Raw genomic sequence first — 15,212 nt, forward strand, 5'->3', positions numbered from 1 at the left:
GCAGCGTCGGGCCGCAGTGGAAAGAGCTCGTTCATCCGAACCATCCGTGCAGATACCAGCCCTGCCGTCCCGGCTCGCACCAGACCCAGGCGTGGCGACCATCCACCCACTGGGCCAGATAGTAGTCGCGTCGAATGTCGCCACCGTCCCACCAGCCGCTTTCTATTCGCTCCGGCCCCGCCAGCAGTTGCACCACGTCGCCATCGCAGCGCTGCGGCGCCGGCACTAGCCAGCCGGGACGAGGCGGGCCGGCGCTGGCGTCACGCGCCCGAGGTCCGATGCCGCTCAGCACCGCCTTCTCCGGCCGATACTCGCGATGTTCGACCAGCGGCCGGAGTGCCGACTCCCCCAATCGCGCCACCAGCCGCTGGTGCAGCGCCGCCCAGGCCTGGGCCTGGCGCGCCGGCCCCTCCAGCAACTCGCGTCTTGTCGGGGCATAGTCGGAGAGCCGAGGTGCGAAGAGCGTCAAGGCCATCACCGGGCCGGCGAGGCGCACACGCTCCAGATGCGCTCGGGTCAGCTCGAGCAGGGTGTCGGGGTCACGCTGTACCGACAACAGACCGATCTCGACGGTCTGCGGCGGGCCATCCTCCAGTTCGAACGTGACCCGGAATCGCTCGACCCCGGCGTCCTGGCCGATCAGAAACAGGCTCAGTTCCTGCAGCAGACGCTTGAGCGGAAAGGCCAGGCCGGCAATGGCATGCACTGGCTGATCGAACGCGAAGGTGCGGGAAAACCGCGGCGTCGGGCGGTGGTAATCCAGCGCCAGCGGCCACTCTCCCCGCAGTTCGCCCAGGTGGCGCATCAGGCGGCCCCCGAAACGTCGGGCCAGGGCGCTGCGCGGCAGGACGAACAGCTCGCCCAGACGCTGGAAGCCACTGCGGGTCAGGGTCTGCACGATGTCACGATCGGCATCGAGGCTCGCCAGCCCGGCCCGATCGAGACGCAGGCCTGCCAACGCCGCTTCCAGCCCGCTCTCGTCCACCGCCAGGCCATCGTGGACATTGACCAGCACCCGCGCCGCCGCCGGATTGGGGGCGATCACCAGTCGATGCGAAAAGCCGAGCTCGCCGAGTTCTGCGCGCAGACGCGCCTCCAGCCGTGGCCAGGGGCCGAGCAGATCGAGACTGCTGGCGATTTCGAATACCAGCGCATGGGGATAGTGAAGGCTGACCTGAGCGCTGAAGCCATAGGCCCAGGCGGCCAGACGTCGGCGCCAGCGTTCGACGGATTCGGCATCGAACGGCGCGGTTTCCAGGCTGTCACAGAGCGCTTCGGCGAAGCCCAGCGCCTGTCCGGGCCTGACGCCTCGATCGCGGGCCGCGCGATTGGCAGCACGGATGCATTGACGCGGTGGCGGCCCGTCGATCAGTGCGAACGGAGCGCCGGGATCGGGGCGGCGACGCAGCGCGCCCTCCAGCGCCAGACGCGGGAACAGCAGGCAGACCCAACGCATGCGGTCACGTCCCGCCGCCGAAGGCGATCCGACGCGAGGAGACCAAGCCGCCGCGACACTTGAGGACTTCCAGCTCGGCGTGCCGGTGCAACCGCAACCGCAGTGGCGCCGGTGATGCCTCGGCCACCTTCACCAAAGGACGATGCACGAAGGCCAGCGTATTCCCGCTGGCCGCCGCCACCTGCAACCGGCGCATGAGACGGCTATCGGCCTGCGGCAGCCAGGCCATGACGGCCCCGCAGCAGCCGGCGCGCAGACACTGCTCCGCCGCCCATAACGCCTCGCGACCCTGCACTTCGAGCCAGTGGCACTGCCCGAGCGTCACACCCGCCTGCCGCCACGCTGCCGGGTAAGGTGCCCCCGGTGGCGAAATCAGCACGATCGGCCTGCCTTGCCGTGTCATTCGCGAGAGCACGGGCCACAGCAAGGCCAGCTCGCCGTTGCCGGCGCCGCTCGACAGCAGCTCGCTGACCGCGGCCGGTGGCCAGCCACCGCCCGGCAGGAACGCATCGAGCTCGGCGTGCCCGCTCGCAATCGCCTCGCCGCGGTCGCCAGCAGTACCGGTCTGGGCACGCCAGACCTGGCGGCTGTCGAGCAGGGTCTCCAGGCTGCTCATCGGCCGGCCTCCATGGCGAGGGGTGGCAGCGGTAGCCATCGAAAACAGCAGGAAGCGAGTGACGACATGGCAGTGCTCGGGAGAGTTGAATCGTTGCCACCAGTGTCACTCAGAACACGAATGCTGTCTATATATACAGTATAAAGGGTGTAAAAAAACGCCACCTCGAGCGACGTTCCGCGAAATGCGAGCGGCTCAGGAGACGCTGTTGGAAACCCTCAGCGATCCCAGGCTGCGCTTGATCGCCTTGAGCTGATCGCTAATCTGCGGACCACGATTCTTGGCCACGCCCACGGCGAGCACGTCGATGGTCAACAGGTGGGCGATGCGCGAGGTCATGGGGATGTAGACCTCGGTGTCCTCCTGCACGTCGACCGGCAGTGTCAGGGTCACCTCGCGCGCCAGTGGCGAATCGCTGGGACACAGGCCGATCACGGTAGCACCGGCCTTGACCGCCGTCTTCGCGCTGGCGATCAGCGCCCGGGTGCGGCCGGTCTGGGAGATCGCCACCACCACGTCGCCCGCCTTCATGGTGGCGGCGGACATGGCCTGCATGTGGGGATCGGCATAGGCCGACGTCTGGATCTGGAGACGAAAGAACTTGTGCTGGGCATCGGCGGCGACGATACCCGAAGCGCCGTAACCGTAGAACTCGACCCGGTTGGCGACTGCCAGCGCGGCGATTGCCTTGCCCAGCGCCTCATTGTCGAGACGATCGCGGACCTGTTCGAGGGTCTCGATGGTGCTGTCGAAGATGCCATGGGAGAACTCGGCCACGCTATCGCCGTCGTTCATGGTGAACTGGGCGTACTGGCTTCCCTTGGCCATCATCTGCGCCAGCTTCAGCTTGAACTCCTGGAATCCGGCCATGCCCATGGCGCGACAGAAGCGCACTACCGTGGGCTCGCTGACCTGCGCCTCGCTGGCCAGGTCGGTGATCCGCATTAGGATCACCTCTTCCGGATTGCGCAGCACGAAGCGCGCCACCTTCTGCTCGGAACGGCGCAGACGATCCATGTGAACGCGCAATTCATCGAACAGCGAACGACTCATGGCTGGCCCTCGGATGGCGACATCAAGCGGTCTCGTGTCTCTGGATTTCGATCAGGAATTCGCGGCCTAGTATGCCCGACTCGGGCTGGCGGGAATACGCCGACACGGCGCGTTGGAAGCATGAAAAAAGTGAACCGTCATTATCTTGTAAAGTTGAGTATAGTATGCATGTCGGGCGAAAACCGACGGTTCCGAGGATGCCAGGAGATTCGATCAATGAAGGACATCGAACATCTTCACACCCTGAAGAGCGAAATTTTCGATATTTTCATGACGTTGGAGGTCAATGAGCACGAGCAGCGCAAGCGCAAGGCAGCCGTGCGATACCTCAAGGCCCGGCGCGGCATCGAGCAGCGTCTGGAGAAGCGCCAGCTAGCGGAAGAGATCGCCGAGCTGCCCGAGTAGCGTCCAGTCGGTCGGAGACAGCTACCCAACGATCAGTGGCCGTCCCCCGAGGGCAACGGCCACTGCCTGCCTCGCCGGGATCCCCTCCGGCGCGGAAATTCCCGTCACGCCCCGAGACGTGACGGCGGTTCACTACAGGCTGTTGAAGAACACCACGATCACGCCGATCGGTGCGACATAGCGTGATACGTAGTGCCATACGACCCGTCCTTTCGGCCCCAGCCCCAGCTCCCGCTTGACGTCTTCGCTATCCAGGAACCAGGCGGTGAAGACGATGGCAGCCAGCCCCGTCAGCGGCAGCATCAGCTTGCTGGTGAGGGCATCGAGCAGGTCGAAGACGTTGAAGCCGAACGGCTGGAAGCCGGACCAGAGGTTGAACGCCAGCAGCGCGGCGATGCCCAGCGTCCAGGTTGCCAGGGCGGCGACGAACGCCGAACCCAGGCGGGACAGCGGCGTGCGCTCCTCCAGGAACTCCGTCACCGGCTCCAGCAGCGAGATCGCCGAGGTGATCGCGGCCACCGTGAGCAGGGCGAAGAAGATCGTGCCGAACGCCAGCCCCCAGGGCATGTCGATGAATGCCAGCGGCAGGGTCACGAACAGCAGCCCTGGGCCGGCGCTCGGGTCCAGGCCATTGGCGAACACCACCGGGAAGATCGCCATGCCGGCGCCGAGCGCGATCACAGTATCCAGGATCACCACGGTACGCGCGGTCTTGATCAGATCGACCTCCTGACCCAGGTAGGAGCCGTATGCCATCATGATCCCCATCCCCAGCGACAGGGTGAAGAAGGCGTGCCCCAGCGCCGCGAGAATGACGCCGCCGTTCAACTTGCTCCAGTCGGGGGAGAACATGAACTCGGCCGCCTGACCAAAGCCCGAGGTGGACATGCCGAAGCCGATCAGCACGACCAGCGCCACGATCAGCAGCGGCATCAGCCACTTGGCCGCACGCTCCAGGCCACCCTTGACCCCACCGGCGACGATGCCGAAGGTCAACAGCATGAACAGCGTGTGCCAGAACAGCAGCGTGCCCGGCTGGCCCAGCAGGGTGGTGAAGTAATCACCCACGCTGACACCGCTGGACTGACCGAGGTCGCCGGTCAGCGTGCTCCAGGTGTAGTTGAGCGACCAGCCGCCGACCACGCTGTAGAACGAGAGGATCAGAAACGAGCCGAGGACGCCGGCGATCCCCACCAGCACCCAGTCCGGCGATTTCTTCGCGTCACGGCTGACCGTCTGCATGGTGTTGATCGGATTGGACTGTCCGCGCCGGCCCAGCAGCCACTCGGAGACCAGGATCGGCAGCCCGATCAGCGCGATGCAGACCAGATAGACGAGCACGAACACGGCGCCGCCGCTGTCGCCCACCATGTAGGGAAACTTCCAGATGTTGCCGAGCCCCACGGCCGAACCGGTCGCCGCCAGGACGAAGGCCGTGCGGGAGGACCACTGCGCATGGGTATGGGATTGTTTGGCCATGAATTCACCATCGAGTAATGCTGTTGTCGGAAACCCGCAGCGCCCCGTGACGGCGCCAGGCACGCGGACAGGCTTCTCTTGTCGGCGCGGATTATAACGGCTCGAACCCGTTTCTTCCCTTTTTCCTCCCTGTAACCGTCCAAAATCGGTGTAAAGCGTCCCGAAACCGCAACGATTTCGCAGAATGCACCATGCCAGCCGCCTGGCGGACGACTCATCCTCTTGCGCTATCGGGGCTATCGGGAAGCCGCGCTCGATGCGTGAAATGTCGCGTGTTCTTATAGGGCATCTTCATGTAGCCGGAAACGCCCAGGCCATCGATCTGCGGTACCGCCGCCAGCAGCGTCTCCAGACAGTCGCGGAACTCCTCCTCGCGGGCCGGATCGAGCAGGCGGTAGTAGCTGTGGATCTTCAGATGGGTCGCCAATGCCTCGAAGATGATCATGCCGGTGTGATGGATGGCATTGAGCCGCGACAGCGCCTCGATCATCACCGGCGGCAGGCGCAGGAACTCCTCGGGATCCGGACCATCCTCGAAGTAGGAGTGCTCGCGGCTGGCATCTTCCAGCTCCGGCGTGGGGCTGACCTCGTAGGGGATCGCGCAGGCCGCGTCGGGCACGAACGGCCGGGAGGCATCGTCACGGTCGACGTGCAGGGTGCGCCGGGCGTTGAACAGGCAAGCCTTGAACACCCCGTCGCGGCGACGGATCGCCCGGGCGAGATTGACCATGTTGTTCACCGCCGCGACGAAGGCGGTCCGGAGCGACGGCTCGTTGAGGCTAAGCGTCGTGTCGAACTCGACGCCGGCGTCGCTCCAGCGCACCGCCAGTCCGCCCACCACCGGATACTTGCCCAGCCGCCCCACCGCCACCAGGAAAGCCTTCTCGAGATCGCCCATGCCCTGCATGAAGTGCTTGTAGTAGCGATCGAGCTGGATATCGTTGACCGCGCTCAGGGTATCGTCGCGCGCATCATCCTGACGATGGTCATCACGCAGGAAAGCCTTGCGCGAGCTGTAGACCACCGTCTCGATCTCCTGCTCCAGCGAACGTACCCACACCGGGACCAGCGGGATCTCCGGTGACTCCGGTGGCTCACGGATGATCGTCCGGGCGATCCGCGGCATGTGCTGGAGAAAATAGTCGCCGGCCCGACGCCGCAGTCCGGGGTCCTCGCTCAGCATCGCATCCAGTACCCGGGCGAACTCGATCGGCAACCCCAGCGAGGTGGCCGGGATCGTCTCGCGGCCGAAGCGGCTGGACTGCGCGGTGGCAAGTGCATAGAGGGTCGCGGCGACGCCCTGTTCGTCGAAGCGCGGCGACGACAGCGCGCCCTCGAGCTGCTCCTCGCCGATATAGTAGACATCACCCATGCGGGCGTTGGTGTGCTGCAGATCGTCGGACATCAGCGCCATCACGTTGCGCGACAGGAACTGGCCCTCGGCATCGAGCTGGGCGAAGACCGACGAGCCCCAGTCGATCAACGCGATCTGCTCGGTTCGCGCGTCGAACATCAGGTTCGAGGGTTTAATATCCCCGTGTACCACCAGACGTCCCTCGGCGGATTCGCGCCGCAGCGTGCGCAGGATATCGGCGAGCTGCGCCGCGATGGCGATGATCAGCCGCGCCGGCAGGCGGCCGTGGCGCAGCGAGTACTCCTCCAGGTTGATGCCCGGGGCGCGCTGCATCACCAGCATCGCTTGATGGCGCAGGGCGCGATAGGCGATCAGGCGGGGAACGCGGGGATGGTCCACCTGTTCGAGCATGAACGCCTCTTCCTCCAGGCGCTCATGGAACGCCTGGGGCAGGTTCTGGCGCGTGAACTTGAACACGTGGCTGGCGCCGGCGCCATCGATACCCGCGAAGACGAAGCCGTAGGCGCCCTTGCCGACCAGCTCCACCTCCCGGTAGCCGACCTGGGCGAGTTGGTGGCGACAGCGCTCGATCCACTCGCGCAGTTGCCGTGCCTGGCTCTGGCTGAGCAGGTAGACCGACTGCTCCTCGGGGATATAGAACTGCTGAATTCCCGTCGGCTCGAGGCTCATGGGGTCGCCTCAGCGCAGCTCGGTGAGCATGCTCTCCGGCGCCTCCAGGTAGCCCTTCCAGCGGTTGCAGAAGCGCGCCATGGTGCCGCCGTCGAGCACGCGGTGATCGCCGGACCAGGTCACGGTCATGATCGACCGCGCCACCACCCGCCCCTCGGCATCGAAACGCGGCAGCCGCTGCACGCGGCCGAGGGCGACGATCGCCACCTCCGGCGCGTTGATGATCGGCATGGCATAGGTGCCGCCGAGCACGCCGATGTTGGAGATGCTGATGGTGCCGCCCTTGAGATCCGCCGGCGCGACCCGGCCCTCCCGCGCTGCCCGGGTCAGGCGCTCGACCTCGGCCGCCACCTGGCGCAGGCTCAGCCCCTCCACATGCTTGACGTTGGGCACCAGCAGGCCGCTCTGGCTATCCACCGCCATGCCGATATGGCACCCGTCCTGATAGTGGATCGCCTCGGCGGCGGCATCGAAGCGGCAGTTGAGCAGCGGAAACTCGCTCACCGCCAGCGCCAGCGCCTTCATCAGTAGCGGCATCAGCGTCAATCGCTCGCCGCGCGCCTCGAAATCGCTTTTCAGGCGCTCCCGCAGCGCCAGCAGCTCGGTGACATCGAACTCGTCGCCGTAGGCGAAGTGAGGAATGCTCGCCGCTGCATCGCTCATCCGCCGCGCCATCACCGCACGCACGCCGCGTAGTGGCTCAACCCGCCCTGCGGCGGCGGCGTCCGGCGCTGACGCGCCATGGTCCGGGGGCGTGGCTGTCGCCCGTGAATCCTGCGATTCCGCTCGACGCGGTTCATGATGCGCTGCTCCCTGTCGCTGCTGGAACGCCAGTACATCCTCCTTGAGCACCCGGCCATCCTTGCCGCTACCGGGAATTTCCTCGAGACGCACGCCGAGCTCGCGCACTCGCCGGCGGACCGCCGGGCTGGCGGGAATTCGCCGCCGGCCGTTGTCGTCCCGCATCGAGCGAGCGGCTAACGACGACCCGGCTCCGCTCTGGGCGGCATGAGCCGCGGCCGTCCCGGCCTCAGCGTGCGTTTCACGTGGAACAGCGCCGGTGGCCGCCGGGGTGTCACCGGACGGGGCAGCGTCATCGTCGGCTTGCGGAATGTACGCGAACAGCGGCGAGTGCACCTTGGCAACCTCGTCGAGCTGGCAGTACCGGCGCACCAGCCGGCCCGCCTCCGGCGCGGTGATCTCCATCACTGCCTTGTCGGTGCTGACTTCGACGACCGGCTGGTCCTCGGCGATCTCGTCGCCCTCCTCGACGCGCCAGGCCACCACCTCGCACTCGACGATGCCTTCGCCCAGGTCGGGCAGGATGAAATCCTTCGACCTCGCCGGTTTCGACTCCTCTTCGTCCAGTCCGGGCGGCTGCGGGTTCTCGTCCTCGGGGCTGGCGGCAGCCGGCTGGGGTGGCCGAGCATCGTGATGGGGCCGGGTGTCGGCACCGAATCGGGTGCTATCGGCAACGCTTTCGATGGCGAACAGCGGCGCATGGACCCGTGCCGTCTCCCCTTCGCGGACATAGAGCCGCGTGACGCGGCCGGCCTCGGGGGCGGGAATCTCCACCAGCGCCTTGTCGGTGGTCACCTCGGCGACGGGCTGGTCCTCGGCGATGGTATCGCCCTCGCTGACCAGCCATTTCACCACTTCGCACTCGACGATACCCTCGCCGATGTCGGGCAGCAGGAAATCGCTCATCTCACCTCCTAGAAGTCCATCGTGCGGTGGATGGCATCGAGCACCTTCAACGGCCCCGGCATGTACTCTTTCTCGAGCGTCAGCGGGAACGGCGTGTCGAGCCCCGCCACGCGCTCGATCGGCGACTCCAGATAGAGGAAACAGCGGCTCTGGACGGTGGCGGCGATCTCGGCGGCGAAGCCCCCAGTCAACGGCGCCTCGTGACTGACGATCAACCTCCCGGTCTTGAGCACCGACTCGACCACGGTATCGATATCCCACGGTACGATGGTGCGCAGGTCGATGATTTCACAAGAGATACCCGCTTCCTCCGCCATCTCCGCCGCCTGCTCGACCACCTCCAACTGGGCGCCCCAGGCCAGCAGCGTGATGTCGTTACCTTCCTTGACCACCTCCGCCTGACGTAGCGGCAGCTCGTAGTCCTCGTCGGGCACCTCGCCCACCGACGCGCGATAGAGCCGCTTGGGCTCGAAGAAGATGACCGGATCGGGCGAGCGGATCGAGGCCAGCAGCAGCCCCTTGGCCTGGTGCGGATTGCGCGGCACGACCACGGTCAGCCCTGGAGTATGGGCGAAGTAGGCCTCCGGCGACTGCGAATGGTAGTGGCCACCGGCGATGCCGCCGCCGTAGGGCGCGCGTACTGTCAGCCCGCCGACATCGAACAGATTGCCGGAACGATAGCGAAACTTGGCGGTTTCGTTCACCAGTTGATCGAAAGCGGGGAAGATGTAGTCGGCGAACTGGATCTCGGCCACCGGCACCGAGCCCTGAGCGGCCAGGCCGTTGGCGAAACCGACGATGCCCTGTTCCACCAGCGGGGTATTGAAGCAGCGCTCGCGGCCGTACTTCTCCTGCAGGTGGCTGGTGGCACGGAACACGCCGCCGAAAACACCGACATCCTCGCCGAAGCAGAGCACGCGCTCATCGGCGGCCATGGCGGTATCCAGCGCATTGTTGACGGCCTGGAGCAGATTCATCCGGCTCATGCCTGGCCCTCCGTTTCGGTGTCGCCATCCAGCCAGGGCGCGCTTCGGGGATAGGCCTCGGGATGACGTCCGATATGGGCCTTCAACGTCGCGAGCTGTTCGCGCAGCAGTGCCGGTGTTTCGGCATAGACATCGCTGACCAGCGTCTCCAGCGCCGGCGGGCGACGCTTCTCCGCCTGTTTCATGGTTTCCAGCACCTCACGGCGCAACGACTCGGTCAGTTCGCGCTCCTCGTCCTCGTTCCACCAGCCCCGCTCGATCAGCCAGCGCTGCATTCGGCGCAGGGGATCCTTCTTGTGCCACGCCTCCTCTTCCTTCTTGCTGCGATAGCCGGAGGGGTCGTCGGAGGAGGAGTGCGCCGCCAGGCGATAGGTCATCGCCTCGATCAGCACCGGTTCGTTCTCCTCCACCGCCAGCCGTCGGGCCTCGCAGGTCGCCTCGTAGACCGCCAGCACGTCATTGCCGTCGACCCGGATCGACTGCATGCGATAGCCGAAGGCGCGCGCGGCGACACCGTCGCCGGCGAACTGCTCGGTGACCGGGGTGGAGATGGCATAGCCGTTGTTGCGGCACAGGAAGATCACCGGCACCTTGTGCACCGATGCCATGTTGAGCGCGGCGTGGAAATCCCCCTCGGAGGCGGCGCCCTCGCCGAATATCGTCAGCGTACAGTGGCCCTGGCCGGCCAGCTTCTGGCCATAGGCGTAGCCGGTGGCCTGGGGAATCTGGGTCGCCAGCGGCGAAGAGATCGTCAGGTAGTGAAGGTCTCGCGAGCCGTAATGGATCGGCATCTGGCGACCGTGGGCGGTGTCGCGCTCGTTGCCGAACAGTTGATCCATGAACTCGTCGGTGGTGAAGCCGCGGTAGGCCAGCGCCCCCTGCTCGCGGTACTGGGCCATGATCATGTCGGCGTCGGCCAGCGCCGCCGTGCTGCCGATCACTGCCGCTTCCTCGCCGGTGCACTGCATGTAGAAGCTGAGCCGACCCTGGCGCTGGGCCGCCATCATGCGCTCGTCGAGCACCCGGGTGTAGAGCATGGCACGGTAGATGCGCCGTGCGGTGGTCTCGTCGAGAGAGGTCGCCCCGGCCCCGGCATAGAGCGTGCCGTCGGGCTTGAGCAGGGTGAATACGGGGATCTGGATGTCGTCGCCGTTGGCAAAAACCGGCTTGTGGACGGGTTTCGCCGTGGATCGGGTCTTTTTCATCTGACATGTCCTGAGATCGATGACCAGGAGTCGAGCCGCCTCGTGAGCCGCCCTTTCCCATGAGCCGACAGGTCGGGAAACGACCGGTTTCGACAGCCGCCTCAACATGTGACCTTGACGTCAATGTCAACTTGTCGCCATCCGACCTTGGTCTTTCAGCACTAGGTCCTATTGTCCTGCTCGACAGAGCGTCGCTAGAACAGAGAGCCATGCCGCGCCCGACCTACCCGGTCAGCCGCGTGCGCCCTCTCGCGATGAGGGGTTTCCAGACGAGAGGCTTTTCCCAGACGAGGAGTGTCGACCGCTCATGGACTTCGAACTCGACGCCGACCAGCAGGCCTACCGGGATGCGGCACGCCAGTTCGCCCAGCGCGAACTGGCGCCCAACGCTGCCGAATGGGACGCCAACAGCGTCTTTCCAGTGGATGTCTTGCGCCAGGCCGGAGACCTTGGCTTCTGCGGTCTCTACACCCCGGAAGCCGCCGGCGGGCTGGGGCTGAGCCGCCTCGACGCGACCCTGATCATCGAGGAGCTGGCCCAGGGCTGCACCTCCACCACCGCCTTTCTGACCATCCACAACATGGTCAACTGGATCCTCGCCAGCTACGCCACCGAGGCCGTGCGCGAGGCCTGGCTGCCGTCGATGCTGAGCGGTGAGCAGCTCGGCTCCTACTGCCTCACCGAGCCCAACGCCGGCTCCGATGCCGCCTCGTTGCGCACCCGGGCGCGTCGCGATGGCGATGCCTACGTGATCGACGGCAACAAGATGTTCATCTCCGGTGCCGGCGACACCCAGCTGCTGGTGGTGATGGCCCGCACCGGGGCGCCGGACAGCGGCGCCGGCGGCATCTCCGCCTTCGCCGTGCCGGCGGACACGCCGGGCATCGGCTACGGCAAGAAAGAGGCGAAGATGGGCTGGAACAGCCAGTCCACCCGGGCGATCAGCTTCGACGGCGTGCGCGTGCCGGCGGACCACCGCCTCGGCGACGAGGGCGAAGGTTTTCGTATCGCCATGCGCGCTCTCGATGGCGGGCGCATCAATATCGCCACCTGCTCGGTGGGCACCGCCCAGGCCGCGCTCACCACCGCCCACCGCTACCTGAACGAGCGCGAACAGTTCGGGCGGGCGCTGGCCAGCTTCCAGGCGCTGCAGTTCAAGCTCGCCGACATGGCCACCCAGCTCGTCGCGGCGCGCCAGATGGTGCGTCTGGCGGCGAGCAAGCTCGACCGCGGCGACCCCGACGCCACGCTCTACTGCGCCATGGCCAAGCGCTTCGCCACCGACCAGGGCTTCGCCATCTGCAACGAGGCCCTGCAGCTCCACGGCGGCTACGGCTACCTGCGCGACTACCCGCTGGAGCGTCATGTTCGCGACTGTCGGGTACACCAGATTCTCGAGGGCACCAACGAGATCATGCGTCTGGTGATCGCCCGCCGCCTGCTCGACAAGGACGACCTGGAGACCCTGATATGACCGATCACAACGCCGCTCCCCAACCGGACGCGACGTCGCAAGAGACAGCGTCGACCGACGGCCTGCGCCTGGAGCGCCGCGGCGCCATCGCCGTGCTGACCATCGACAACCCGCCCGCCAACACCTGGCACGAAGGCTCGCTGGCAGCACTCGCCGACCATCTCGACGCGCTGGCGGCCGAGCCCCAGCCACCGGCGCTGGTGATCACCGGCGCCGGCGACAAGTTCTTCTCCGCCGGGGCCGATCTCAAGCGTTTCACCGAGGGCAAGGCCACCGCGCTGGAGATGGCGACCCGCTTCGGGCGCGCCTTCGAGACCCTGAGCGCCTACCCCGGTGTCACCATCGCCGCGATCAACGGCTACGCCATGGGCGGCGGGCTGGAGTGCGCGCTGGCCTGCGATATCCGTATCGCCGAACACCAGGCGAAGCTGGCGCTGCCCGAGGCCAAGGTGGGGCTGCTGCCCTGCGCCGGCGGCACCCAGCACCTGCCGTGGCTGGTCGGCGAAGGCTGGGCCAAGCGCATCATCCTGTGCGGAGAGCGTATCGACGCCGAGCGCGCGCTGGGTATCGGCCTGGTCGAAGAGCTGGTCGACGCCGGCCAGGCACTGCCCACCGCGCTGGCCCTGGCCGAGCAGAGCGGCGGGCAGAGCCCTGACGCGCTGGCGCGCTGCAAGCGCTTGATCATGAACGCCCGCGACCACGGGCTGCCCCACGGCTACCGCATGGAGCGTGAACTGTTCCTGGAGCTGTTCGACACCGCCGCCCCAGGGGAAGGCATCGGCGCCTTCCTAGACAAGCGCCCGCCGCGCTGGCGCGAGGACCCGCCCCCGGGCACCGGCGATGACAACCGCGACGGAGATCAGGCATGAGCGCGCCGGTACAATTCGACACCCTGGCCACCGCCGACGGCCACCGTCTCGGGCGCATCACCCTCGATGCCCCCAAGAGTCTCAATGCGCTGTCGCTCGCGATGATAGATGCCATCCAGGCGCAGATCGACGCCTGGGCCGAGGACGCCGAGATGGTCGCACTGTGGCTGGAGGGTGCCGGCGACAAGGCGTTCTGCGCCGGCGGCGACGTGGTCGCCCTCTATCGCGCCATCGCCGAAGGCCACACCGGCCGTGACCCCGAGGCCGCGGATGGTGCCGTGGCGCGCTACTTCACCCATGAGTATCGTCTCGACCACGCCCTCCACACCTATCCCAAGCCGATCGTCGCCTGGGGCGACGGCATCGTCATGGGCGGCGGCATGGGGCTGCTGTCCGGCGCCTCGCATCGGGTGGTGACACCGCGCTCGATGCTGGCGATGCCGGAGATCACCATCGGCCTCTACCCGGACGTGGGCGCGAGCTGGTTCCTGAACCGCATGCCGGGAGCCAGCGGCACCTTCCTCGGCCTGACCGGCGCCCGCCTCAACGCCAGCGACGCCCTGTTCGTCGGTCTCGCCGACCGCCTGATCGCCGCCGAACGCCGCGACGCGGTGATCGACGATCTGCTCGATGCCGACTGGTCGCGGCCGCGCCCGGCCCTCGAACGGGTGCTGCGCAGCCACGCCGAGGCGAGTCGATATCTCGCCCCGCCCGCCGAAGTCGCCGCGCGGCAGGAGGCGATCGCCGCGCTGACCGACGCCGACAGCGACGAAGATCTGATCGCCGCGATCATCGCCGCCAGCGACAGCGACGACGCCTGGATCGCCCGCGCCGCGCGCAGCCTGGCCGCCGGCTCACCGCTCTCGGCGCGGCTGATCCTGCGCCAGCTGGCGCGCTGCCGGCGCGTCTCGCTGGCCGAAGCGCTACGCAGCGAGCTCGACCTGTCGCTGGCCTGCGCTACCCACGGCGATATCGCCGAGGGGGTGCGTGCGCTGCTGATCGACAAGGACAAGACTCCCCGATGGCAGCACCGGCACGGCGAGGTACCCGACGCCGATATCGCAGCCTGCTTCGTTTCTCCGTGGGATCGCGATGGTCATCCCCTGCGCGATCTCGACGATCGGGCTGCCGACGAGGAACCGACCCATGCAACTGACTGAACGCACCTTCATCGTTACCGGCGGCGGCTCCGGCCTGGGCGCCGCCACGGCGAAGATGCTCGTCGATAACGGCGCCAACGTGGTGCTGGTCGATCAGGACATCGAAGCGGCCCGCCGCCTTGCGAAAGCGCTTGGCACCCGCACGCTGGCGCTGCAGGCCGACGTCACCCGCGAAGCCGACGGCGAGCGGGCGATCGCCGAGACGCTCGAACGCTTCGGCGCCCTCCACGGGCTGATCAACTGCGCCGGGGTGGCGCCGGCGGAGAAGATCCACGGCAAGCGCGGCGTACACGACCTCGAACGCTTTCGCCGGGTGGTCGACATCAACCTGATCGGCACCTTCAACATGCTGCGTCTGGCGGTGGCGGCGATGCAGGAGAATCCGGCGACGGAGGACGACGGCGAGCGCGGGGTGGTGATCAACACCGCCTCGGTGGCGGCCTACGAGGGCCAGGTCGGCCAGGCCGCCTACGCCGCCTCCAAGGCCGGCGTGGTCGGGCTGACCCTGCCCGCCGCCCGCGAACTGGCCAGCTCGGGCATCCGAGTGATGGCGATCGCCCCCGGCATCTTCGACACCGCCATGATGCAGGGCATGCCCGAGGAGGTGCGCGAGAGCCTCAACGCCAAGGTGCCGTTCCCGCCGCGCATGGGCCACGCCGAGGAGTACGCCGCGCTGGCCTGCCAGATCCTCGAGAACCGCTATCTCAATGGCGAGGTGATTCGTCTGGATGGCGGCATTCGCATGAGTGCGCGGTGAA

The 15,212-nt window shown here is 67.0% G+C and carries 13 protein-coding genes; 5 read left to right on the plus strand and 8 right to left on the minus strand.

Annotated elements, in window-relative coordinates:
* Positions 1 to 31: 31 nt before the first annotated feature.
* The 3 genes from DOM56_RS02430 to hexR form a co-directional block, all read right to left on the minus strand.
* The gene (locus DOM56_RS02430; RefSeq protein WP_110707319.1) at positions 32 to 1,456 is read right to left on the minus strand and encodes a DNA polymerase Y family protein; all 1,425 of its coding nucleotides are present in this window, start codon (positions 1,454 to 1,456) and stop codon (positions 32 to 34) included.
* Positions 1,457 to 1,460: 4 nt separating this feature from the next.
* Positions 1,461 to 2,072 carry a translesion DNA synthesis-associated protein ImuA gene (gene imuA / locus DOM56_RS02435; RefSeq protein ID WP_110707320.1) on the minus strand — a complete coding sequence of 204 codons (612 nt, stop codon included), beginning with the start codon at positions 2,070 to 2,072 and terminating at the stop codon, positions 1,461 to 1,463.
* Positions 2,073 to 2,267: 195 nt separating this feature from the next.
* Complete coding sequence (gene hexR, locus DOM56_RS02440; protein ID WP_110601759.1) at positions 2,268 to 3,125, minus strand: transcriptional regulator HexR; 858 nt, start codon at positions 3,123 to 3,125, stop codon at positions 2,268 to 2,270.
* Between the two features lie 216 nt (positions 3,126 to 3,341).
* On the opposite strand from hexR, the gene DOM56_RS02445 reads away from it, so the two are divergent.
* A complete protein-coding gene (locus DOM56_RS02445; protein WP_110601757.1) occupies positions 3,342 to 3,530 on the plus strand; it encodes a hypothetical protein in 189 nt (62 codons plus the stop codon).
* A 132-nt stretch (positions 3,531 to 3,662) separates the two neighbouring features.
* Here DOM56_RS02445 and DOM56_RS02450 read toward each other — a convergent pair whose 3' ends face one another.
* The 5 genes from DOM56_RS02450 to DOM56_RS02470 all read right to left on the minus strand — a co-directional run bounded on the left by DOM56_RS02450 (position 3,663) and on the right by DOM56_RS02470 (position 10,951).
* Positions 3,663 to 5,009, minus strand: a complete 1,347-nt coding sequence (locus DOM56_RS02450; protein WP_110601756.1) for a sodium-dependent transporter — start codon at positions 5,007 to 5,009, stop codon at positions 3,663 to 3,665.
* A gap of 214 nt (positions 5,010 to 5,223) precedes the next feature.
* Positions 5,224 to 7,053, minus strand: a complete 1,830-nt coding sequence (locus DOM56_RS02455) for a phosphotransferase (RefSeq protein WP_110707321.1) — start codon at positions 7,051 to 7,053, stop codon at positions 5,224 to 5,226.
* 9 nt (positions 7,054 to 7,062) lie between these two features.
* Positions 7,063 to 8,760 carry a dihydrolipoyllysine-residue acetyltransferase gene (locus DOM56_RS02460; protein ID WP_110707322.1) on the minus strand — a complete coding sequence of 566 codons (1,698 nt, stop codon included), beginning with the start codon at positions 8,758 to 8,760 and terminating at the stop codon, positions 7,063 to 7,065.
* Between the two features lie 8 nt (positions 8,761 to 8,768).
* Complete coding sequence (locus tag DOM56_RS02465) at positions 8,769 to 9,746, minus strand: transketolase C-terminal domain-containing protein (RefSeq protein ID WP_110707323.1); 978 nt, start codon at positions 9,744 to 9,746, stop codon at positions 8,769 to 8,771.
* Positions 9,743 to 10,951: a thiamine pyrophosphate-dependent dehydrogenase E1 component subunit alpha gene (locus DOM56_RS02470; protein WP_110707324.1), complete on the minus strand. Its 1,209-nt coding sequence runs from the start codon at positions 10,949 to 10,951 to the stop codon at positions 9,743 to 9,745. Before DOM56_RS02470 ends, DOM56_RS02465 begins: the two co-directional genes overlap by 4 nt.
* A gap of 307 nt (positions 10,952 to 11,258) precedes the next feature.
* Here DOM56_RS02470 and DOM56_RS02475 point away from each other — a divergent pair, with 307 nt between their 5' ends.
* From DOM56_RS02475 to DOM56_RS02490, 4 genes are read left to right on the plus strand one after another with little or no spacing between them, the layout of a single operon-like run.
* On the plus strand, positions 11,259 to 12,425 hold the full coding sequence (locus DOM56_RS02475; RefSeq protein WP_110707325.1) for an acyl-CoA dehydrogenase family protein: 1,167 nt from the start codon (positions 11,259 to 11,261) through the stop codon (positions 12,423 to 12,425).
* Positions 12,422 to 13,294, plus strand: a complete 873-nt coding sequence (locus DOM56_RS02480; RefSeq protein WP_110707326.1) for an enoyl-CoA hydratase — start codon at positions 12,422 to 12,424, stop codon at positions 13,292 to 13,294. Before DOM56_RS02475 ends, DOM56_RS02480 begins: the two co-directional genes overlap by 4 nt.
* A complete protein-coding gene (locus tag DOM56_RS02485; protein WP_110707327.1) occupies positions 13,291 to 14,454 on the plus strand; it encodes an enoyl-CoA hydratase/isomerase family protein in 1,164 nt (387 codons plus the stop codon). Before DOM56_RS02480 ends, DOM56_RS02485 begins: the two co-directional genes overlap by 4 nt.
* Positions 14,441 to 15,211, plus strand: a complete 771-nt coding sequence (locus DOM56_RS02490) for an SDR family NAD(P)-dependent oxidoreductase (protein WP_110707584.1) — start codon at positions 14,441 to 14,443, stop codon at positions 15,209 to 15,211. The genes DOM56_RS02485 and DOM56_RS02490 overlap by 14 nt, the downstream gene beginning before the upstream one ends.
* Position 15,212 lies beyond the last annotated feature (1 nt).

Origin of the sequence: Salinicola sp. CR57, assembly GCF_003206585.1 — a bacterium.
GTDB lineage: Bacteria > Pseudomonadota > Gammaproteobacteria > Pseudomonadales > Halomonadaceae > Salinicola > Salinicola lusitanus.